This is a genomic window from Enterococcus florum, from assembly GCF_004309355.1.
In the GTDB taxonomy this organism is placed as follows: Bacteria; Bacillota; Bacilli; order Lactobacillales; family Enterococcaceae; genus Enterococcus_A; species Enterococcus_A florum.
In genome coordinates this window covers 77,584-97,026 of sequence record NZ_BJCC01000024.1, presented here as the reverse complement: position 1 = coordinate 97,026, position 19,443 = coordinate 77,584, and the positions used below count along the sequence as shown (strand labels likewise).

Annotated in this window: 22 protein-coding genes; 5 read left to right on the top strand and 17 right to left on the bottom strand. The window is 42.2% G+C overall.

The features are described from left to right. Positions 1-14: 14 nt before the first annotated feature. The gene (locus NRIC_RS13920) at positions 15-950 is read right to left on the bottom strand and encodes an alpha/beta fold hydrolase (RefSeq protein ID WP_146623330.1); all 936 of its coding nucleotides are present in this window, start codon (positions 948-950) and stop codon (positions 15-17) included. A gap of 84 nt (positions 951-1,034) precedes the next feature. On the opposite strand from NRIC_RS13920, the gene NRIC_RS13915 reads away from it, so the two are divergent. Continuing rightward, positions 1,035-1,403, top strand: coding sequence for a YccF domain-containing protein (locus NRIC_RS13915; protein WP_146623305.1), 369 nt, complete (start codon positions 1,035-1,037; stop codon positions 1,401-1,403). A gap of 97 nt (positions 1,404-1,500) precedes the next feature. Here NRIC_RS13915 and NRIC_RS19330 read toward each other — a convergent pair whose 3' ends face one another. Beyond that, positions 1,501-1,671: a hypothetical protein gene (locus tag NRIC_RS19330; protein ID WP_175580107.1), complete on the bottom strand. Its 171-nt coding sequence runs from the start codon at positions 1,669-1,671 to the stop codon at positions 1,501-1,503. A gap of 131 nt (positions 1,672-1,802) precedes the next feature. Here NRIC_RS19330 and NRIC_RS13910 point away from each other — a divergent pair, with 131 nt between their 5' ends. Beyond that, positions 1,803-2,339, top strand: coding sequence for a prolyl-tRNA synthetase associated domain-containing protein (locus NRIC_RS13910; protein WP_146623304.1), 537 nt, complete (start codon positions 1,803-1,805; stop codon positions 2,337-2,339). A gap of 46 nt (positions 2,340-2,385) precedes the next feature. On the opposite strand, the gene NRIC_RS13905 is transcribed toward NRIC_RS13910, so the two are convergent. From NRIC_RS13905 to NRIC_RS13885, 5 genes are all read right to left on the bottom strand, one after another. After that, positions 2,386-3,066: a CPBP family intramembrane glutamic endopeptidase gene (locus NRIC_RS13905; RefSeq protein ID WP_146623303.1), complete on the bottom strand. Its 681-nt coding sequence runs from the start codon at positions 3,064-3,066 to the stop codon at positions 2,386-2,388. A 101-nt stretch (positions 3,067-3,167) separates the two neighbouring features. Beyond that, the gene (locus tag NRIC_RS13900) at positions 3,168-3,722 is read right to left on the bottom strand and encodes a helix-turn-helix domain-containing protein (RefSeq protein ID WP_146623302.1); all 555 of its coding nucleotides are present in this window, start codon (positions 3,720-3,722) and stop codon (positions 3,168-3,170) included. Positions 3,723-4,177: 455 nt separating this feature from the next. Further along, positions 4,178-4,297, bottom strand: coding sequence for a helix-turn-helix transcriptional regulator (locus NRIC_RS19590; RefSeq protein WP_227873812.1), 120 nt, complete (start codon positions 4,295-4,297; stop codon positions 4,178-4,180). Positions 4,298-4,447: 150 nt separating this feature from the next. Beyond that, a complete protein-coding gene (locus NRIC_RS13890; protein WP_175580106.1) occupies positions 4,448-4,804 on the bottom strand; it encodes a hypothetical protein in 357 nt (118 codons plus the stop codon). Between the two features lie 233 nt (positions 4,805-5,037). Beyond that, complete coding sequence (locus NRIC_RS13885; RefSeq protein ID WP_146623300.1) at positions 5,038-5,994, bottom strand: hypothetical protein; 957 nt, start codon at positions 5,992-5,994, stop codon at positions 5,038-5,040. Between the two features lie 184 nt (positions 5,995-6,178). On the opposite strand from NRIC_RS13885, the gene NRIC_RS13880 reads away from it, so the two are divergent. After that, positions 6,179-8,770, top strand: coding sequence for a transglycosylase domain-containing protein (locus NRIC_RS13880; RefSeq protein ID WP_146623299.1), 2,592 nt, complete (start codon positions 6,179-6,181; stop codon positions 8,768-8,770). 154 nt (positions 8,771-8,924) lie between these two features. On the opposite strand, the gene NRIC_RS13875 is transcribed toward NRIC_RS13880, so the two are convergent. From NRIC_RS13875 to NRIC_RS13840, 8 genes are all read right to left on the bottom strand, one after another. Continuing rightward, positions 8,925-9,872, bottom strand: coding sequence for a hypothetical protein (locus tag NRIC_RS13875; RefSeq protein ID WP_146623298.1), 948 nt, complete (start codon positions 9,870-9,872; stop codon positions 8,925-8,927). 152 nt (positions 9,873-10,024) lie between these two features. Beyond that, positions 10,025-11,185, bottom strand: coding sequence for an aminotransferase class I/II-fold pyridoxal phosphate-dependent enzyme (locus NRIC_RS13870; RefSeq protein ID WP_146623297.1), 1,161 nt, complete (start codon positions 11,183-11,185; stop codon positions 10,025-10,027). Continuing rightward, positions 11,182-11,676 carry an Lrp/AsnC family transcriptional regulator gene (locus tag NRIC_RS13865; protein WP_146623296.1) on the bottom strand — a complete coding sequence of 165 codons (495 nt, stop codon included), beginning with the start codon at positions 11,674-11,676 and terminating at the stop codon, positions 11,182-11,184. Before NRIC_RS13865 ends, NRIC_RS13870 begins: the two co-directional genes overlap by 4 nt. Before the next feature lie 96 nt (positions 11,677-11,772). Then, positions 11,773-12,003, bottom strand: coding sequence for a hypothetical protein (locus tag NRIC_RS13860; protein ID WP_146623295.1), 231 nt, complete (start codon positions 12,001-12,003; stop codon positions 11,773-11,775). A gap of 94 nt (positions 12,004-12,097) precedes the next feature. Further along, positions 12,098-13,297, bottom strand: coding sequence for an ABC transporter permease (locus NRIC_RS13855; RefSeq protein ID WP_146623294.1), 1,200 nt, complete (start codon positions 13,295-13,297; stop codon positions 12,098-12,100). Further along, the gene (locus tag NRIC_RS13850) at positions 13,294-13,980 is read right to left on the bottom strand and encodes an ABC transporter ATP-binding protein (RefSeq protein WP_146623293.1); all 687 of its coding nucleotides are present in this window, start codon (positions 13,978-13,980) and stop codon (positions 13,294-13,296) included. Before NRIC_RS13850 ends, NRIC_RS13855 begins: the two co-directional genes overlap by 4 nt. Further along, positions 13,981-15,207, bottom strand: coding sequence for an efflux RND transporter periplasmic adaptor subunit (locus tag NRIC_RS13845; protein WP_146623292.1), 1,227 nt, complete (start codon positions 15,205-15,207; stop codon positions 13,981-13,983). 6 nt (positions 15,208-15,213) lie between these two features. After that, entirely contained in the window at positions 15,214-15,702 is a 489-nt protein-coding gene (locus NRIC_RS13840) for a hypothetical protein (RefSeq protein ID WP_227873811.1), read from the bottom strand. A 331-nt stretch (positions 15,703-16,033) separates the two neighbouring features. On the opposite strand from NRIC_RS13840, the gene NRIC_RS13835 reads away from it, so the two are divergent. Then, entirely contained in the window at positions 16,034-16,363 is a 330-nt protein-coding gene (locus tag NRIC_RS13835) for a hypothetical protein (protein ID WP_146623291.1), read from the top strand. Positions 16,364-16,618: 255 nt separating this feature from the next. Here NRIC_RS13835 and NRIC_RS13830 read toward each other — a convergent pair whose 3' ends face one another. Continuing rightward, entirely contained in the window at positions 16,619-17,188 is a 570-nt protein-coding gene (locus NRIC_RS13830) for a hypothetical protein (RefSeq protein WP_146623290.1), read from the bottom strand. 217 nt (positions 17,189-17,405) lie between these two features. On the opposite strand from NRIC_RS13830, the gene NRIC_RS13825 reads away from it, so the two are divergent. Beyond that, on the top strand, positions 17,406-18,869 hold the full coding sequence (locus tag NRIC_RS13825) for a helix-turn-helix domain-containing protein (protein ID WP_146623289.1): 1,464 nt from the start codon (positions 17,406-17,408) through the stop codon (positions 18,867-18,869). Here the strand turns inward: NRIC_RS13825 and NRIC_RS13820 are convergent. Next, positions 18,866-19,438, bottom strand: a complete 573-nt coding sequence (locus tag NRIC_RS13820; RefSeq protein ID WP_175580110.1) for a GNAT family N-acetyltransferase — start codon at positions 19,436-19,438, stop codon at positions 18,866-18,868. The two genes, NRIC_RS13825 and NRIC_RS13820, sit on opposite strands and share 4 nt — an antisense overlap. Positions 19,439-19,443: the final 5 nt, after the last annotated feature.

Sequence of the window (19,443 nt, the reverse complement as noted above, 5' to 3'; positions counted from 1 at the left end):
ATATCATGGATGCCTCAGCTTGAATACTCTTTTGCTTCAATTTTTCCCAGCCATTTGAATAAATCACAAAAGACTTGTTCCTTCTGACGTTCATTCAATACTTCATGTCGAGCGTTTTCATAAAGTCGCACTTCAATCTGCTTGATCCCGGCATTTCGGTAACTTTTTGCCGCTTTTAGTACCCCTTTTCCATACTCGCCAACCGGGTCCTCCATACCGGAAAGAAATAACAGTGGCAGTTCCGATGGAATTTCTCTGATCTTTTCCTTGTCCTGCGAGTCAATAATATAGGAAAACAGTTCTTGGTATCCATTTACCGTAAAAAGAAAACCGCAAAATTGATCCGCCAAGTACGCATCGACCTCATGCGGTAAGCTGACCAGCCAATCCTTATCCGTACGCGGATGCTTGATTTTTCGATTATTTCCGCCAAAGGCCAAACGATCGATCAGTTTGCTTTTATGATAGTCCCCTTTGACAGATCCGATTAGGCTAGCTGCTGTCTTTCCTGCACGTGTCAGCCAATTTGGCTGTTGCCCGGTACCGACGATCACAGCTCCGTCGATCGCTCGGCTATGGGTATACAAATAATTGCGCAGCACAAAAGACCCCATGCTATGTCCCAGAACTACTATTGGCAGTTCTGGATACCGGCCTTTTACGTATTTGGTCACTTGATAGAGATCTTGTACCAACCCTTTTTCCACTGACGAGGAATGAAAATAACCGTGGTGATCTGCTCTCGCCGATTTTCCATGACCCAAATGATCATGTCCAACTACTAAGATCCCTCGCAGATTCATCCATTCCGCCAAAGGCGCATAACGTAAAATATGTTCAGCCATGCCATGACTCAGCTGCAAGATCCATTTCGGATCGTCGCAGGTCCAGAGATACCCTTGCAAGCGAGTCTTACCATCCGTTGATAAAAGTTGAAAACTCTCTTTCATAGTCTCACCTGTTTCCATTTACATCCTTGGACGGAGGTAAATGATTTTCCTTATGATACACTAAGACCAAAGGAGAGGACAACTATGTCTTGTTTAGGAAACATTATCTGGTTTATCTTTGGCGGGTTGGTCGGAGGATTGCTTTGGTGTCTTGCTGGTATACTGTGGTGTATTACCATCATCGGGATTCCAATTGGCTTGCAGTGCTTTAAGTTTGCCAGCCTCAGCTTTGCGCCCTTTGGCAAAGAGATCGTATATCGCCCAAGCGGGATCAACCTGATCGTCAACATCATTTGGATCATCGTATCAGGAATTCCATTGGCTCTTGGTCACTTGGTCAGTGCCTTCTTTTTGTGCATCACCATTGTCGGCATCCCTTTTGCCATTCAATCACTAAAAATGGCCCAGCTGGCGTTGATGCCGTTTGGAGCAGAGATTGTGTATAGATACTAAAAAGAAGATTCCCAGGTCTTCCCAGGACTGTAGCCAAAAGACATCCCAAACTCAACGTACGAGTTTGGGATGTCTTTTTAACTGATTTCTTTTTTTGTTAACCTAAAAATAAGTAAGTCACGCCCCAAACCACCAAAATCATGTTCAATATCATCTGCAGTGCCACTAATTGACGTGAAGGGATTCTCTTTCGTCGTCTCATTGAGAACAAGTAGGCGTTGTATCCTACCGTTATCAGTACAAAAATCAACAGCAAAGTGATTGTCATTAGATTCACATCCTTTTCAATTTATTATACTCTTTCGACATTCCCTCAACAAGATTACCCTTTTTTTTATCACATTTTCTTCTCATCGTTTAGCAATCTATGATACAATACTCTGAAAAAAGGAGGCTGCTATGGTATACGTAAGTGAAATGCGCACCACGGTGCCAGAAGAATTTGGTTCTGACTTAGAAGCAAAAACCTATGAAACACTGGAAAAATTAGAGATCCCTTTTTATCAAGTTGCCACTGGAGAAGCGACTACTATGGAAGATTGTATCGATATTGACAACCGTTTAGGCTGTGAGGTCGTAAAAACGATTTTCTTGTGTAACCAGAAAAAAACAAAGTTCTATCTTTATATCACGCCAGCAGATTTCAAATTTGTAACCAAGGAATTTGGTAAAAAATTGGAGATTCCGCGGGTCTCTTTCGCCTCAGCAGATTTACTGAAGGAACGTTTAGGAGTGATTCCTGGAGCAGCAACAATTTTTGGCTTGCTGCTGGATCCGGAGCACGAGATTCAGCTAGTATTTGATCGCTCGGTCTCTGAACGTGAATGGTACGGCTGTAGTTCAGGTTCTGTAACGAACTACATGAAAATCAAAACAAAGGATTTGTTTGACAAGTATTTGCCTTACACTGGACACGAAGTTACATTGATTGATTAAACAAAAAAAGCCGAAAATCTCGTAAAAGATTTTCGGCTTTTTTCGCTTATTGGTGCATCATCAGCAAGGTAACCGCAGGCAGTAGATTGTTCAAAGCATGAGCCAAAATAGACATTTCCAAACGTCCTGTTTTGTAGTAAATCAACGCGAAAACGGCGCCCATTCCTACATAGGTTGCTGCGCTTAATAAATCTGTCGGACCATGAACAAGGCCAAACAAGGCGGCTGACAAAAGCAAGGCCAAAACTGGTTGATTGCGGAAAAAGAATTTAAAAAGAAATCCACGAAAAACAATTTCCTCCATGATCGGTGCCATAACTGTCAATGCCAAGAAAAATAAAATCGGTGATGCAGTACCTGAAATCGTTTGAATCCCTTGATCATTCGCGGTGGGCGGCATATGTATAACCAACACGAGAAATGCGACGTACAATCTGACAATCACAAAACCGGCAACTGCAAATCCGATCGATTTTCCAATTGTCATGGTTTTACCTATGCTGGAAAACCCATTTTTTGTCCACAATTTTGCTTTGTTCGCAAGATAGATAAAGACACTTAGCATGATCGCAAAACCGATTAATCCTACGATCACCCCCGTTGTTTCACCTAGTAGTCCCACTAAAACCACCACAGTGATCGGCATAATTGCCCCGATTAGTAGCACAATGAAAGCAAGAATTCGAGTGACCAAACGCATCGAATGTTTTGCTGCTGTGTGATCCATGTTTATCCCTCATTTCTTTTTTCTATCTTATCGAATAAAAGCAGACTTTTGATAATTTTGTCCTGAATGGTCATTTTTTTATCCTAAACGGCCCAGTAACTCTAAAAAAGATAGATCCCTAGTAAAGTAAGAATGGCCCCGCCAATTGCAAAACCGATCACCAATAACCCTTTAATCAGGAAATCTTTGCGTCGATTTTTTTCGATCGTGGCTTGATCGATCTCTTTGTTTTCCATGAATGCCAGAATCTCTGAATAGGTTTTGATCTTGCTGTTCTTTTTCAGCTTTTCGAGCTTGAATGCCGCATAAAACATCACTAAAAAAGAAACCAAAGAAAAAATATACCCGGCACTACTGGAAGCTGCACCGAAGGACACCGTCGCGATTACTAAGGAAACAATCATCACGATCGACCATTTGTTCATTTCTTTTCTTTCTACTTCCTGTTTCATCATTTCCACGTCTCCTTTCACTAAATCATCTAAAGAAACGCCAAAAAGAACACTTAACAAGAGTAAGTTTTGAACGTCTGGGTAACTGCGCCCAGTCTCCCAGTTGGAAATCGTTTGGCGGGAAACATAAATTTTTTCCGCCAATTCCTCTTGTGACCATTTTTCTCGGTCACGAAAATGTTTGATTTGTTTGTTAAGATTCATTTTGTTCGCTCCTTTGTGACTTTAGATTATCGAAAATGATGGTTCTTGACGACCAAAACTCTTTATCATTGCCCCTTTTTGCTTGTCAAAAGTTTTTATCAACCTTGATAGACCAAGGTTCTTTGGTAGTCATTCAGAAAAAAAAGAAAGCACTCAATCATTATAAATGACTAAACGCTTTCCCTCCAATCATGATAAAGCCAAAATCGGCCGCTGCACAAAAATCAACCAGCAACAAAGCAACTATTTTTTCTCTTCAGCTTCCGCAGCTGTTTCAAATCTAAAGCACTCAAGTGTACGTCGGTCTTTCTATGTTGGATTAAGTACCGTGGCCGTTTTGAACAAAAGAAGCGAAAAACACCCATTTGCCATTAGGTTTAAGACTAATTGTCTACTAAAGCAGTTGTGCTGATTATTCTTTTGCAAATGACGCACCATTTTAACATTTAGAGACACTAATAGAGGTCAAACAAATGGATAATTCGTTCGATATCTGGATAACTCCGTCCATTTTTCCAATTTGAGATCGCTTGGCGGGTTGCTCCTAATACTTCTGCACTCTCATCTTGTGTCATCTGAAGTCGATTGCACTGTCTGTCCCCCTAGTCTCTTTCTTTTCTCGTATTATCTATCAAAAAACGAACCAAAGGATGTCTAAATCGCCGTACATTCTCGTTCATCAAACCAAAAAACACGATTAAGCTGAACATTAATCGTGTCATGTGCTATTTGGCAAAATAACCGTACCAGCGTTTAGGATTTGACTGACTGACATGCGAGCCGACAAATTCCTGCTCTGTGCCTTTTTTGAACGAACGGCCATCTTCACGAGTCTCTATTCCCTCTTCAAATAAGGCATCATAACTGTCATAAGCCACTTTTTCAATGGTTTCAAGACCCTTCTCTTGTAAAAGATCTGACAAGTAGCTGCGTTCATCTTCACCATCCACAGCAAAGGGAACCTCGATATATTCAGTATTGGTAGTGTCTGCTACAGGAGCTGGCTCTTTTCTGTCCCAAAAGAAGTGAAAAGCTCCTCCAGCTAGCACAATCACCAGCAAACCCAGCAATAATTTTTTCATCATCTTCCTCGATTCTATACTCCTTATTATAAATAGGGTACCACAAATTTGGAGTTGGGAAAATCTGTTCTAAAAATATTGGTATAAAAATTGCTGAAAGAGAGATATCTTTTTAAAGACTTTTTAAAAACACTAAAAAGTTTTTGTTAAGCGTGTCTTTTCTCAAGAACCCTTGTTAAATCAAACGAGAGTCTTTTAAATGTTTTTTGATCAAAAAAGCAGCGGCTCTTCGACTACTGCTCTTTCGTGATTGACGTAATTGTTTGCTTCAATCGATCATATGAAACTTTAAAGCTTGCAACATCCTTCTCACTAGTTGGAACGTTAAATGTATACTCTGTTGCTCCATCTGTTGGCGTATTAGAATGGAAGAACTCAGACAAATAGGCATGGTGCAAATCTCCTCTTGCAGCCGAGAATAACTCAAAAAAGCCGTCTTTTACTTTGATTGGAATTTCTTTTTCCAGTGCTTGAAACTCGATTTGATTAGGATCCAATCCAGCCTTCTTCATTTCCTGATACAACCGTGTATCTGAAGAGTTATCAGCCATGTCCGTCCAAGTGGTTTCAAAATCGGCCGATTTGTCCAAGTACGTATCCCCTGTAGTGATCGTCAACGCGTTTGGATCTGCTGCATCACCAGCAGCAATGGTCTTGAGTGCTTTGGAATCATAGCTTAGATCGACTTGATAGTCTTGCCGTGAGCCATCGGTTTTCGTAAATGTCCATAACTGTCGCTGTGTTGTAACGGTTGTCTCTCCTTGAAGTTTTTGACCAAATCCAAGCAAACTGATCTGAACAAATTCCGCTTCTTCCGAGCTGATGACTGGGTAGATCTTTCGATAAAGAGAAAATACACCCTTTTCGTCCCCAGTGTCGCCAAAAACCATTTGTAAGGAATGATCTAAATCTTGCGATGTGGCCAAGCTTTCAGCATCTTGCAGTTCCCGATTTAGTTTTTCAACGATAGCCATTTGATCGCTCAGCAGGTTTTGATCGTTGACTTCCTTTAATGCCAAAGATGGCAGTTTAGGTAATACTTCCTCCTGTTGTCCTTGATCATCGCTGGCAAAAACGCTAAAGGGAATCGTAAACTGCGGAAAATTCCCCGTCAGCACGATCGCAAACATCCCCACAAACAATACGCCTAAAATGCCCCAAAAAAGCAACCATTTTTTTGTTATACTCATGTGTCACCTCGTTTTATAGTCCCTTTCATTGTGGCGACTAAAGTTTTTTTCGTCAAGGCTTGAAAATGAATTATTAGCGAATTTTACTTATTTTTTCTAAATTTTGCCTGAAAAATTTTAAATAGCATGGTCAAGCCTTGTGTTATCTATTACACTAGAGAAAACTAATTTTTGAGGGATAAGCATGCCAAGAAAAGAACGAAGACAAAAACGTGAACCAGCTTCCGCCAAACCGAAACGAGCGAAAAAAATGAAACGAGCCACTAAAATCTCCCTTGCAGTGCTCTCACTCATGTTCTTTGCAGCAGTCGCTGGAGGAATCTTCTTTTTTCAACGTTATGGCCGTGTAGTAACGGCAGCGATCGATGCCGGAGAGAACCACGCAAAGACCATTGAAGAAAGTGATTTTAAACAATTTCGACCCACCACGATTCTGGATATCAATGAGCAGCCTCTCAAAGAGCTCAAAACACAGGAGCGTGACTATTTGAGCTACGATGATATGGACCCATTGGTTTCAGAAGCGCTGATCTCCATTGAAGACAAGCGTTTTTATGAGCATCATGGAGTAGATACCCAAGGACTGCTGACGGTCGGTTTAAATGCATTGCTCGGGCGCGGTGTTCGCGGAGCTTCTACGATTACCCAACAGCTTGTTAAGAATATCTACCTGACACCAGAAGTCTCGATTTCTCGAAAAGTCGAAGAAATGGTGATGGCTCAGTCGTTAGAGAAGAAATTCACTAAGCATCAGATTTTAGAATATTATTTGAACAATGTCTATTTCGGGTATGGTGCTTATGGCATCAATGCGGCCTCTCGCGTTTATTTTGGCAAATCGATCAACGATACAAGTTTGCTAGAAAAAGCTTCTTTGATCGGGATCACCAATAATCCGGAAATCTTCGACCCAGTGAAAAACAAAAAAAATACGCTAAAACGGGCTAAATTGATTCTAAAGGAAATGCTTCAACAGGGCTACATTTCCGAAGCCGATTATGACAAAGCACTTCAAGACGATATCGAGGCCAGTGTACACTCAGACGCGCTCAACAATGATCTGGGTGACAATGAAATCGCCTTGGCGGTGGATTCTGCGACCAAAATTTTAATGCGTCAGCAGGATTTTCGCTTCCAGTATCAATTTGACAGCAAAGAAGAAGAAGAACGTTACAATCAGGAGTACCAAGATGCCTACAATAAGGTCTACCAACGCATCTTGTCTGGTGGCTATGAGATCCACACCAATATCAATCAGGACTTGCACAACCAGCTGCAGGAGATCGTTTCTCGCGTGATGGAAGGCTGGTCCGAACGGGATCCTGAAAAAAATATCTTTACTAAACAAGGAGCTGTTACGGTGATCGACAATGCAACCGGCAATGTCGTCGCGAGTATCGGGGGGCGCGGTGAAGAAGGCAATACCTATAATCGGGCCTTTCTTTCTTATCGTCAACCAGGCTCTGCCATCAAGCCGTTAGTCTCCTTTGCACCCGCCTACGAACGTGGCTTGCTGGAAACCAGTCGGGTATCTGACGATCGGCCGAACAACAACTACCCGAACAACATTTATAATGGATCAAAAGGCAACATGACATTGCGGGATGCATTAGCTGTTTCTTCTAATGTCGTCGCTTATAAATTAGCGATGGAAAACAGTCAAGAGCTGCAGGAGCCTGTCTATCAGTCTCTGGCTCAAATGCAGTTCACCGGACTAGATGTTGCCGATGACAATCCGATCATCGCTGTTGGCGGAATGACTTATGGTGCGACCACTCAAGAAATGGCTTCTGGGATTGCCACCTTAGTCAATCAAGGCAATTATCGAATGCCGACGAATATCGAAAGTATCACTCGTAAGGACAAAAATGAACAGATTTTTACGTCAAATGACGTCCCACAACGAAAAGTTTACAGTGACGATGCTGCTTATTTAACACTCGATACGATGAAGGCTGTCCATCAAGAACGAGATGGGACAGCGAACGATATCGAACTTGCGCACAACAAAAACTGGGCAGTCAAGACTGGGACAACAGACGAAGCAAAAGATTTATGGACAGTGGGCGCCACGCCTCATTACACTGTAGCAGTATGGATCGGAGACGATACCCCGCAGCCGCAGGACAATACCAGTGTAGGAAAAGCCACCAGACAGATCTTTAAAGAAACGATGGATCTATTGAACCAAGGCAAAGAAGACGTTGATTTTCAAATGCCGACATCGGTTTCCAAGCAAAATGGACAGTTGATCTCTCGGTCCAGTCAAGCCAAGCAAGTTTTAGCCGCACGTCAAAACGCCTTGACAGCAGCGACTCAGTCTCTAGATATCTTGGCAAAAGAAAAGACCAATGAACTCGTAGCAGCCAAATTGAACAATCCAACAGTAGCCGAAGCAGCTTCATTCAGCAACGAGCTACTGTCCGATCGTATCCAAACCTTGAGCCAATTTGAACTGATCGTGACTGATACAGAAGATAACTGGGAAACTTTTGACAACTATGCACAGCAAGTAGTTTCATTGATCAAAACGGTTGAACCAGCCGGCGGACCATTGACCCGGCAATATTCCAGCGTTTACCAAAACAAACAAACCGAATATGAACAGGAGAAGGACTCCTTAAATGAAGATGTGGAAAATGCCGATGAAGCGATCAAGTCTGCACAAGAAGAGAGCAAAGAATTAGACAAACGCATCGAAGAACTGGAACGACAATTGCGCGGCAGTACAACTAGCAGCAGTTCGAATAATTCTACGAGAACTGCCCGACCTTAAAACCAGCCACCAAAGCTGCCTTGCCTGACTTTGGTGGTTTTTTTATTGAATCAGCGTTCCTTTTTCTTCGCTCTATCGTGGAAACCAACTCGAAATACGATCCAAAAGAAAAAAGCATTTCCAAGATCGTGAAATCCTTGAAAATGCTCGCTGTTTACTCACTAGATGACTCTTCGCTGGTAGACTCTGTTGTGCTGCTTGAAGAGGAACTTGAATCAACAGAATCTTCACTCTCACTCGATCGGCTGCCGCTTTGTTCACGACTGCGGCTGATTCGGGCATACGATTCATAAGTGAGTCGTTTCTGATTGATCTCGGTCTTCAGTTTGCTCAATTCCTTGCTTTTTGCTTCCAAAACTTTAGCTTTTTCTTTGCGGTATTTTTCTGCTTCTGCTTCAATTTTCTGCTCATCTTGCGCAATGCTGGAAGCAAATTGAGCATTTGCATTGTTTAGCTCCGTTTTCACTGAATCCAATTTGGTCAGCAAACTTTCCTTGTAATCACCATCCGGCAGCAAAGCAACCGTTTGAACGCCGGTTAGATAATCAGATAAGCTCACAGCCCGCTGATCGGCCAAATCACCGATGGTTTTCTCCGCCTCGTCAAATTGTACCGATTGTTCTTTGGCGATGGACAAGATCATTTGAATATCCTGTCCCCAGCTTTTGTCTTTGGCTGGACTCTCACCGATCTGCTGCTCTAAATCAGGAATTGTTTGTTGTGAATCTGGGGCCTTAAGCACGGGTTTGGCAGACAATGCCATCCCATTCAATACTTCTGTCTCAAAGAGCTCGTTCACCTGTGATTGGATCTGGAAATCCTTTTTGGCTTGATCAATTGCTGTTGTCATTTGACTTTCATCTGCCTCACTGCTGTTGCTGACCTGAGTCAATAGAGAATCGAATGCCTCTTCTGAAAGATCTGATTTAAAATAGCCGCTCTCTTGATCACTATATAATTTTTTTAATTTCTGGCTGAACGCCTTGTTGACTTCGATCTTGGTCTCGATCTTACGGTCTTGATACACTCGATACCCTGCAAAGGACAACGCCCCTGTGACAAGAACACCGATTACGACCCAAATGATCGTTTTTCTGCTCAAGCTTCCTCCTCCAATCCATTTATTCTCGAATAGTATAACAAATTTTCCTTCAAAAAAAATGCAAAATCATAAAAACTAAACCAACTCTTAGAAAAATGAACGCCCTTTCCACTCAAAAAAGACAAGCGTCTGCTTGTCTTTTTTGAGCGTTCCTATTTAAATTGCCGCACAAAACGTTCCATTCGTTTGATAGCTTCTTTTAGCTCTTCAATAGAATAAGCATAGGATAAACGCAAGTACCCTTCTCCACTGGCACCAAAGGCCGATCCTGGTACCACCGCCAGCTTTTCTTGCTCTAGCAGTCGCAAAGCAAAGTCTTCACTGCTTAAACCAAACTGACTGATTTGAGGGAATAAATAAAAGGCACCCTTTGCTCGATAACAGGGCAAACCGATCCGTGTCAGTTCATGGTGCAGAAAATTCCGTCGTTCCTCATACGAGATCCGCATCGTTTCTACAGTGTCTTTCCAATCCTTTAACCCTTCTAATGCTGCATATTGACTGGCTGTTGGTGCCGTCATGATCGTATATTGATGGATTTTTAACATTTGTTCGATAAACAGCTCAGGACCAGAAACATATCCTAAACGCCATCCGGTCATAGCAAATGCTTTGGAGAAGCCATTGATTACGATCGTTCGTTCTCTCATCTCAGGGAGAGAAGCAATGCTGATGAAGGCCTCATCATACACAAGCTCAGCATAAATTTCATCTGAAATCACTAAAAGATCATGCCGTTTCACTACATCTGCAATCTTGATCAGCGCATCGCGGTCCATCACTGCTCCAGTTGGATTGCTAGGATAGGATAAGATCAAAATTTTGCTCTTTTCCGTGATCGCTGCCTCCAATTGATCCGGTGTAAGTTGAAACTCATTTTCTGCCTGCAAATCGATTGTAACCGGTGTACCGTCGACCATTCGAGTGATCGGTTCATAGCACACGAATGCCGGCTGAGGAATGATCACCTCATCGCCGGGCTCAATAAACACACGCATCGCCAAATCGATCGCCTCACTGCCGCCAACAGTCACAATGATCTCCGTCTTAGGATCGTAGCGAACCTTGACCCGTTCAGCCAAATAATCAGAAATTTTCTCTCTTAACTGTAGTAATCCAGCGTTCGCTGTATAAAAGGTCCGGCCTTCTCGCAAAGAGCGGATGCCTTCCTCTGTCATGTGGCGCGGGGTATCAAAGTCCGGCTCACCTACCCCCAACGAGATCGCATCCGGCTGTTCGGAAACAATGTCGAAAAATTTTCGGATGCCTGATGGCTGGACCTCCTTGATTTTTTTTGCTAAAAAATCCCTCATGGTGACACCATGATCCGCGGATCAGTATTGTCTTCTTCCAAGTCAATACCCCATTGTTTGTATTTGTCTAATAAAAAGTGCGTGCGTGTTCCTGTCACTTCAGGAATCGGTGCCAGATTCGCTGAAATAAATTTGGAAATTTCTTTGATGTTTCGTCCTTGAACCAGTACGATGAAATCGAAACCACCGCTGATGAAGAACAGAGATTGGACCTCTGGAAATTTACGGATGGCATCACCAACATTTTTATATCCATCTTCTCCTTGCGGCAGCGTACTGATCTCTACTAAGGCTTCGATCCAATCATCTTCAATTCGATCCCAGTCCACCAAACCACGATAACCGGCGATCACCTTCGCATCTTCCAAACGTTTGATTTCCGCAGCCACAATGGTTTCTTCTTCCCCTAACATGATTGCATATTCTTTTGTCGATAACCGACAGTCTCGTTCAATCATTTTCAACAATTGACGCTGTTTTGCTTTTTCCATCTTCATCCCCCGTTGCTCTAGTACTTTTTTCGAAATTTTCTTACTATTTTATCATTGTTGCTACAAAAAGGAAACAAGTGTCCCATTCGCCTAATACTATCCGACGATCCATAAATAGGCCAGCATCGGAACATAAATCACTGTTTGCTCTAAAATCAATAGAATACCGGCAACTCTAAACCCCGAAGGCAGCAGATTCCTATTAACCTGCCGCAATAAATGAATGCCCGAAATAATTCCAAGCAATGGAATCGGAAAAGCAAAAGAAATGACCAGGATGATCATAGCTGTGATACGCTGTTTGTCCTCATATGAATAACGGAACATTCTTAAACCCTCCTAAAACTGTTACTCCTATTATAACATGCCAAGGAAACAGCGAAAAAAGCTTTCTAAATATGAAATCTAGAAAGCTTTTCCCCTACCTTAAAATGTCGATTAAATCTTTTTTCGCAGCTTCGGATGCCGGCATAACCGAGAAAATCAGCCCAATGCCGCTGGATACACCGACCGCCAGAACAACCGTAAACAAGTCAATCGAGATCGGCAGCTTCATGATTGATCCGAAGATGTATGCTAAAATCATCCCGAAGATATACCCAATGATTCCACCTACTAAGGTCAATGTCATCCCCTCAAGTAGAAATTGGGTGCGAATCGCTCCCCGGGTGGCCCCTAAAGCACGGCGAATCCCGATTTCTTTGGTCCGCTCTGAAACCGAGATGTACATCATGTTCATTACACCGACGCCGGCGATGAACAAGGAGATGCCTGCGACAGAACTAATAAACAGAGTGATCGTACTCAACATTTGGCTCACGCCATCACTTAACAACGCCATATCTGAAGCTCCATATTCACCAGAATCGCGCATCGTTCCGCGCTCCTGCAGCTGTTTGATGGCTTTATCTGTGATTTCATTTGGTTTCGATCCATTTCGTAAGGACAATTTCACCGCACTGGTGTCTTCATCATTGCCAAAGAAATGAATATAGGTTTTGCGTGGAATCTGAACGGCAGCCTCTCCCATCGAAAACATAGTATCTCCTTCAACCCCAGCGTAAACGCCGACGATTGTAAAGGTGTAGCCATCCATTTCTAATCCGCGGCCAACTGCTGCCTTAGGCGTATCGAACAAATCCTTCGCCAGATTCTCGTCAATGGTTACGATTTGCTGCAGCGTCAGGTTGTCATAGTCAGTCAAACCACGGCCATGAACCGCTTCTTTGCCATCATCAGTCACGGCATCGATCTGCATTTGCTTCGTTTTATTTCGAACAGGCAGTGTCTTGTAGATATAGGAAAGATCAGACTTGGGATGTTCTACGGATTCAACACCATCAATGGTTTCAATTAAGTGAAAATCGGTGTCTGGAATCATTTCAAGATTGGAAAAATACAATGCCTGATCATCTGGCGTGAACTGAATCGTGACTTCCAGTTTATCGGAATCATTCGCACTGAGGCTCTTGATCATTTCACGTTCATACGCACGACCAATCGACAAAATCGCGATCACGGCTGCAATTCCGATAATGATCCCGAACATCGTCAAGAAACTGCGTTTTTTGTTTTTAAAAATCGAACCTAAAGAAGAACGCCAGTTTACATAAAGTTTCATTCGCTGATCACCGCCTTGTCCTCGATGATCGCTCCGTCTCGGATCGATACTAACCGTGTACAATAAGGCACGACTTCCGGGTCATGGGTAACCATGAAGATCGTTGCTCCTTCTTCACGGTTCAGCTCTTTAAACAGATTCATGATTTCAGCCGAAGTATGTGTGTCCAGAGCCCCAGTCGGCTCATCAGCAATCAAAAACTTTGGCTGATTGATTAATGCTCGAGCGATTGCTACCCGCTGCTGCTGTCCACCGGACAATTGTTTAGGATGCTTCTCTGCTTTATCAGCTAAACCAACCTTTTCCAATGCCTGCATGACCCTTTTTTTTGTTTGATTAAATCCGAGTCCACTATACAGCAACGGCAGCTCGACATTCTCATAGACGGTATTGTTTTCGATCAGACTGAAATTTTGAAATACGAATCCAACCACTTGATTTCGAACTTTTGACAGTCGATCATCTGACGAAGTCACAAGATTTTCACCTTCAAACAGATATTCGCCCTCGAACTTTGTATCGATAAATCCCAGTGTGTTGATCAACGTAGATTTCCCTGAACCTGAAGGACCCATGACTGCAATCATTTCGCCAGCTTCGGCTTTCAAATTGATATCCTTCAAAACATGGAGAGTCTCTTCTTCCGATCGATAGTATTTATTGACATTTTTCAATTCGATCATTTAGTTCACCGCCAATTCCTGACCATCTTTAAGGTTTTTATCAGGATTGGCAACGATGCGGTCTTTTTCTTTCACACCATCTGTTACGACCAGATAACCGTCACGCTCTTCTGTCGTAACTTCGGTTTTATGGATTTTCCCGTTTCGATGAACAAACACATATCGTTTATCCTCTTCTTTGACGACACTGTTTTTCGGCAAACGAATTTCGTCTAATGGCAAGGTAATCTGCACATTGTAGCCATACTGCAATACCTTCTCCGGCTTGACCGTGAAGTGATAATTCGATACGGAAGCTGCTGTTGCGCCCCCAGTCATGCCTTGTGCAGATGCTACGGCAGGTGATTCAGGCAATTGATCGATCTGAGTGATGGTTCCTGAGATTTCTTCTTCTGAAGTAACCGGTTTGATAGTCACCTGCTGGTTCGCCGCCAAACGGTCATAATCGTATTCAGTGACCGTTCCTTGGATCGTCACATCAGAACTGATGATCTGAACAATCGGGACCGAATTATCGGTCCGTCCCTTCTCATTGACATAAGCGATTCCCGCAGTCGTGCTGGTGACTGTCTTAGTGGCTCGGGCGCGCATCGTTTCCAACGATTGATTGCCTGCACGTAAATCGACCTGAGCACTTTCCAGCATTTGCTGAGCTTGGACGACTCCGTCTTGAGCGGCATCCAACTCTGCTTGGTATTGCGTGATTTCTTGCTTATATTCTTGCTTCTTCATAGCGGCTTCTTCACTACTGTGTTCATTGGTGTTGTTGTAATTGTATTCAGAATCATTCAAACTGGTCTGGGCTTTGTCGCGCTTAGCTGCTGCTAAATTTAAATTTTCTTGCGCATTGGCGACAGCCAAATTCAACTTCTCTAAGCTAGTACTTTGTTCATTCGCCTGATCCGTCATTTCCTCATTCGTATAGGTCATCAATACCGTATTGATATCCACTTGCTGACCAGTGGTAACATCGATCGTATTGAGCTTGCCCATCGTAGGATCATTGGAATATTCTCGCACTTCAGAAGCATCGACCACTCCTTTGAAAGTTAAGGGCTCCGATTTTTTCAAGACAGTCGTTTGGTAGTCGCTCTCCGCTTCTTTGCTGGTAGTACGGGTCTGAGAATAAACAAAGACCCCGATCAATAGAAGCAATCCTAAAATACCAGCAATGATGCTCATCCGTATCTTCTGTTTTCGGGTAACATTTGCAAAAGGTTTTTTCATTCTAGCTTACTCCTCAGGTTCCGCTTTAAAGAGGTGGACGATGACTAAGATTGCAGGAATGGCAATTATAAATTGGAAAACTGTTCCAATGATCATAGTGATTTTCGAAATATCGATTCCTTCCATCACTGACCCTTTAGGTGTCGTAATAAATGCGATGATAAGACTGATGATTGTCCATGCCAGATACCCATAATAAGGAATTTTGGTAGGAACCTTGTTCTCTTTTAACGCACTGTTTGCCTTAAAATAGCAGATAAGTAAAATAATCGAGACAATCAATCCAACAATGGTGTTCACCTTTTGGAATGGGCCGGTAATTTGTTCGTAAAGCTCCAGCCCGTAACTGCCCATTGCTTCGTACGGAGCTTTATCCGGCACTTTAAATAAGCTAGGCAAATTAATCACTCCAAAAATAACTGATATCAACCCTAATACCAACAAGACCATATTCCAAGTTTTCGCTTTTCTTAAATGCTTTTCCACTTGTTCCATTTTTTACACTCCCTTTTTGAAAATAAAGATTTTTTATCAAGGACACTCTTCCTTTGAATTTTTAAATGCATTTTATACCCGTTTTTATTTTAAAAAAAATCCTTTTTTGTTTTTTAAGGACAAACGGGAACGAGTTTCCTTGAGCACTTAACATATTCTACCACAACAAAAAAAGAGAGTTTATCTTTTTTCAAAATTTCCTTTTTCTGTTATCCATCAAAATGAGAAAAATTTAACACCTTTTTGCGTTTTCCTGACACAAAACCATCAATTCATAGTACAATATTAAGGAGAACGCGTTTGCCCATGGGCAAACAATTGGGGGAATAAAATGGAAACAGTAGTTGAACTTTTTATCGAAAAACAAAAGAAACGCTTAGCCGACGGGAAAATCCGCCAAGAAGAGTATGAAGCTTTTTTGGATGGCGTCAACGATGCGTTGTCTTTTTTAGAGATGCATTATGTGAACGGCTCTGAAACAGTGGAAAAAAATGATAAAAAACCAACCACTTTTAACGAGATCGAAGAAAAATATTCCAAATTCCGCGAAGTTGCGATGTATAAAAATAGCTTCCTGCGTGTCTCTGATATTGCCAAACATACTGGAAACATGACACCTGACCTAGAAAAAATTACCCGTACGATCCAAGAAGAATTATAAAAAGTTGCTAAACAGGCACTGCTGGAAAATTTCTAGCAGTGCCTGTTTTTTGGATGATTGCGTCCATTGGTTCACGAGACTTTGATAGTCAGCAGTTTCTGCTTGATTCGCTCCATGTCATCTTCGTTCGGATAGATTCGCCGCCAATCGATTGAAACACGTCAACTCTTGAAGCCATTTCCGCGAACAATTGGATATCCTTTTTATATCGACCAATAAAATACGGCAGCTATCCAACCGCATTTTATTGGTCGATTACTCTACACGACATCGATTGATCAACACCTCATTATAAAAAGCTTGTCCGACTTCTTTCAACACTTGCTTTTTCCCCACCGTCTTTGCCAGCCACGTCGGGATCGGTTCGGCGATCTCTCCATAGATCTCGATCATTGTCTGAATGAAGCGATCACTATCAAGTTTTTCAACCGCTCTTCCCAGTCTTTTGACAGGCTCCAACAAAGCATCTTCTTGATTCTTCGCTCGATAAGCTTCTGCAACCTTCTTGCCTTCTTTGGCAGCAAGAACAAACAAGGATTTTTCATCAGCGATTTTTTGCAAGCGTTCCTGAATGTATTGGTCATATTTTTGTTGCCAGGATAACAGATCCGCATAGACGACTTCAATTTTTTTGCGGCCTACAATCGCTAAAGCACTATAAAAGTTGATTGGCAATTTTTCTACTCGACGATTGCGCTTGATCCAAGTAGCCAGTGTGGACTGAGGAATCCCTGCCAGTTTTCCAAATTGCTCAACTGTGATCCCAAGGTCTCTTCGAATGTACATTTTGATTGGGTGTTCGATTTCTGACGGTTTAAATTTCATAAATTTCACCTATTTCTTTTGCGATATTTTTATTATGACACTTCGAATTTTTTTCGGCAATTCACAATATTTCCTAACTTTTTTTAATTTATATTCAATGTTTTTAAAACCGACATAACGCTGTTAAATCAGTATTTTCCACAAAAAATTGATTATTTTATTATTATTGAAAAGATTTATTTTCTTTTATTTGTTAATTTCATTAAAGGAGGGTTGTATGATGCGTAGAATGTTGCTGAACGATTCAGAAAAAAAGAAAATGTCTGTGATTGATCTTCTGCTGACCTTAGAAGAAGGCGTCTATACTATTCACTTCATTAGTCAGTCTGTAGGGTACTCGTTCAAAACAGTTCATAGTTTGTTGTTGGATATGGATCGAGAATTTTATGAACTCTTCGATTACGAACTATTAATAGGAAAACAAAAAATCAACTGGCAACCAATAGCGTATCGTCATCCCTTATATCAGCGCTTTTTGTTTCAAAAATCTCTGTCCTATCAATTTGCCATCTTTCTGCTGACTCAGCCAAAAGCCGATCTGGCCACGTTCAGCAAACAACTATTTATTAGCCATTCTTCTGTGCGTCGCGGGTTACGCCCGCTTGTCAACCTGCTCCTGCAAAACGGGATCAAAATAAATCTATCTAAGGCCTCTCTCGAAGGCGAAGAACGTACGATTCGTCGTTTCCTATTTGCTCTGATTTGGGCTGGCTCTCGTGGCGAAGACCTAAAAAAATTGTTGATTTCTTTTGGTCATGAGGAAATTCTGCTGCTGCAGCTGTCTTCCTCCGAAATCGTTATTAACGAGGAAGAAACGTTGTGTCATCTATTGATAGCCCGCTTGCGTATCCTTGCTGGGCATACGATCGAAGCTTGTCCATTGTTGGAAAACATGCCAGTCAGCAAACAGGATGCTCCCTTGCATGCCTACTTTTCGAATTGGTTTGCTGAGGGAGAAGATTACACGAACGAAATCAAATTCTTTTTTTGGCTGCTGATGTGCACCTCATGCTGTTTAACCACCAAAGATGTTCGTCTGCCTTATTTGATTAGTTATCAAAACAATCTTTTGGAGCAGGAGAACCCGCTCTTTTTACTGTGCCAAGAATTCATCAGCAACTTTTATAGTCAAAACACAGGTGTTCGCTTGACGACGGACGAACGAGAACTGATCCGAACGAACTCCTTTTTGACTCTGCTGAATTTCGGATTCCATCAACGTACTGTTCCCGACTCCAGTGAATTAATCGATGTAAAATGGAAGGATCAAGTTTTCCCGACGTCTTTGATCGAATTTTTACAAACCTTTTTAACGAACGTCTCTCGGCGAAAAAATTTCTTTTGGGTCGGACGTTGTATGAATAATCTAGTGCTGCATCTGGCAGTATTGTTGGAGCCTTATTGGATACGTCCTGTTAAATTACTCGTGGGTATTCTCTCAAATCCAGATCCGATCTTGTCGCTGCAGGTCAAAAAACTGTTCGATCAATTGCCTTTTGTGGAATATCAGGCAGCCAGCCTGGATGATGAGGTGGACCTATTATTAAGCGATCGTTGTGTCAATGTAGCCGTGGATTGCTTTCCCCTAACGTCTGAGATCTATCAATTGGCCAATCAGCAGCAGCTGTTGTCACTGATCCTGCAATTGCAATTAGAAAAAGCAGCGAATGGTGGTCTTTAACCCACCGTTCGCTGCTTTTCATTCAATTGATTCATCACTTTTGAATAAGGAATGACTTTCTCGATAGTCGCACACGGAGCTTCAAGCTGTTTTTGCATCCAATAAACATCGTGCCATTGCCCGAATTTGTACCCGATGGCTTTAAAATTTCCGACCATCGTATAGCCAAAGCTTTCGTGAAAAGCAACGCTTTTCTGATTGCCGCCAGTGATACAAGCAGTTAAAACTAAAATATGCTGTTTTGCCAGCTCCTGCTCCAGTGCCCGATACAGTTTCGTACCGATTCCCAAACCTTGAGCGCGATCAGCTAAATAGATAGTGACTTCAACACTCCAGTCGTAGGCTTCTCGTTCTTTGTACGCATGAGCATAGGCATAGCCTAAAAGCGCACCCTCCTGATTTTCAGCTACCAAATAAGGATGCGTCTGCAGGGTCGTCTCAATTCGCTGACGGAATTCTTCAACTGTTGGGACTTGGTACTCAAAAGTTACTGCGGTTTTTTCTACAAAAGGCTTGTAGATCGCCAATAGTTTGCTTGCATCTGCTGGTTTTGCCACCCGCAGCTTGATTTGAT

Bases quoted from the DNA above. Each gene is read 5' to 3' on its own strand.
- NRIC_RS13920 (WP_146623330.1), bottom strand. From the start codon at position 950: ATGAAAGAGAGTTTTCAACTTTTATCAACGGATGGTAAGACTCGCTTG.
- NRIC_RS13915 (WP_146623305.1), top strand. From the start codon at position 1,035: ATGTCTTGTTTAGGAAACATTATCTGGTTTATCTTTGGCGGGTTGGTC.
- NRIC_RS19330 (WP_175580107.1), bottom strand. From the start codon at position 1,671: ATGACAATCACTTTGCTGTTGATTTTTGTACTGATAACGGTAGGATAC.
- NRIC_RS13910 (WP_146623304.1), top strand. From the start codon at position 1,803: ATGGTATACGTAAGTGAAATGCGCACCACGGTGCCAGAAGAATTTGGT.
- NRIC_RS13905 (WP_146623303.1), bottom strand. From the start codon at position 3,066: ATGGATCACACAGCAGCAAAACATTCGATGCGTTTGGTCACTCGAATT.
- NRIC_RS13900 (WP_146623302.1), bottom strand. From the start codon at position 3,722: ATGAATCTTAACAAACAAATCAAACATTTTCGTGACCGAGAAAAATGG.
- NRIC_RS19590 (WP_227873812.1), bottom strand. From the start codon at position 4,297: ATGACACAAGATGAGAGTGCAGAAGTATTAGGAGCAACCCGCCAAGCG.
- NRIC_RS13890 (WP_175580106.1), bottom strand. From the start codon at position 4,804: ATGAAAAAATTATTGCTGGGTTTGCTGGTGATTGTGCTAGCTGGAGGA.
- NRIC_RS13885 (WP_146623300.1), bottom strand. From the start codon at position 5,994: ATGAGTATAACAAAAAAATGGTTGCTTTTTTGGGGCATTTTAGGCGTA.
- NRIC_RS13880 (WP_146623299.1), top strand. From the start codon at position 6,179: ATGCCAAGAAAAGAACGAAGACAAAAACGTGAACCAGCTTCCGCCAAA.
- NRIC_RS13870 (WP_146623297.1), bottom strand. From the start codon at position 11,185: ATGAGGGATTTTTTAGCAAAAAAAATCAAGGAGGTCCAGCCATCAGGC.
- NRIC_RS13865 (WP_146623296.1), bottom strand. From the start codon at position 11,676: ATGGAAAAAGCAAAACAGCGTCAATTGTTGAAAATGATTGAACGAGAC.
- NRIC_RS13860 (WP_146623295.1), bottom strand. From the start codon at position 12,003: ATGTTCCGTTATTCATATGAGGACAAACAGCGTATCACAGCTATGATC.
- NRIC_RS13855 (WP_146623294.1), bottom strand. From the start codon at position 13,297: ATGAAACTTTATGTAAACTGGCGTTCTTCTTTAGGTTCGATTTTTAAA.
- NRIC_RS13850 (WP_146623293.1), bottom strand. From the start codon at position 13,980: ATGATCGAATTGAAAAATGTCAATAAATACTATCGATCGGAAGAAGAG.
- NRIC_RS13845 (WP_146623292.1), bottom strand. From the start codon at position 15,207: ATGAAAAAACCTTTTGCAAATGTTACCCGAAAACAGAAGATACGGATG.
- NRIC_RS13840 (WP_227873811.1), bottom strand. From the start codon at position 15,702: ATGGAACAAGTGGAAAAGCATTTAAGAAAAGCGAAAACTTGGAATATG.
- NRIC_RS13835 (WP_146623291.1), top strand. From the start codon at position 16,034: ATGGAAACAGTAGTTGAACTTTTTATCGAAAAACAAAAGAAACGCTTA.
- NRIC_RS13830 (WP_146623290.1), bottom strand. From the start codon at position 17,188: ATGAAATTTAAACCGTCAGAAATCGAACACCCAATCAAAATGTACATT.
- NRIC_RS13825 (WP_146623289.1), top strand. From the start codon at position 17,406: ATGATGCGTAGAATGTTGCTGAACGATTCAGAAAAAAAGAAAATGTCT.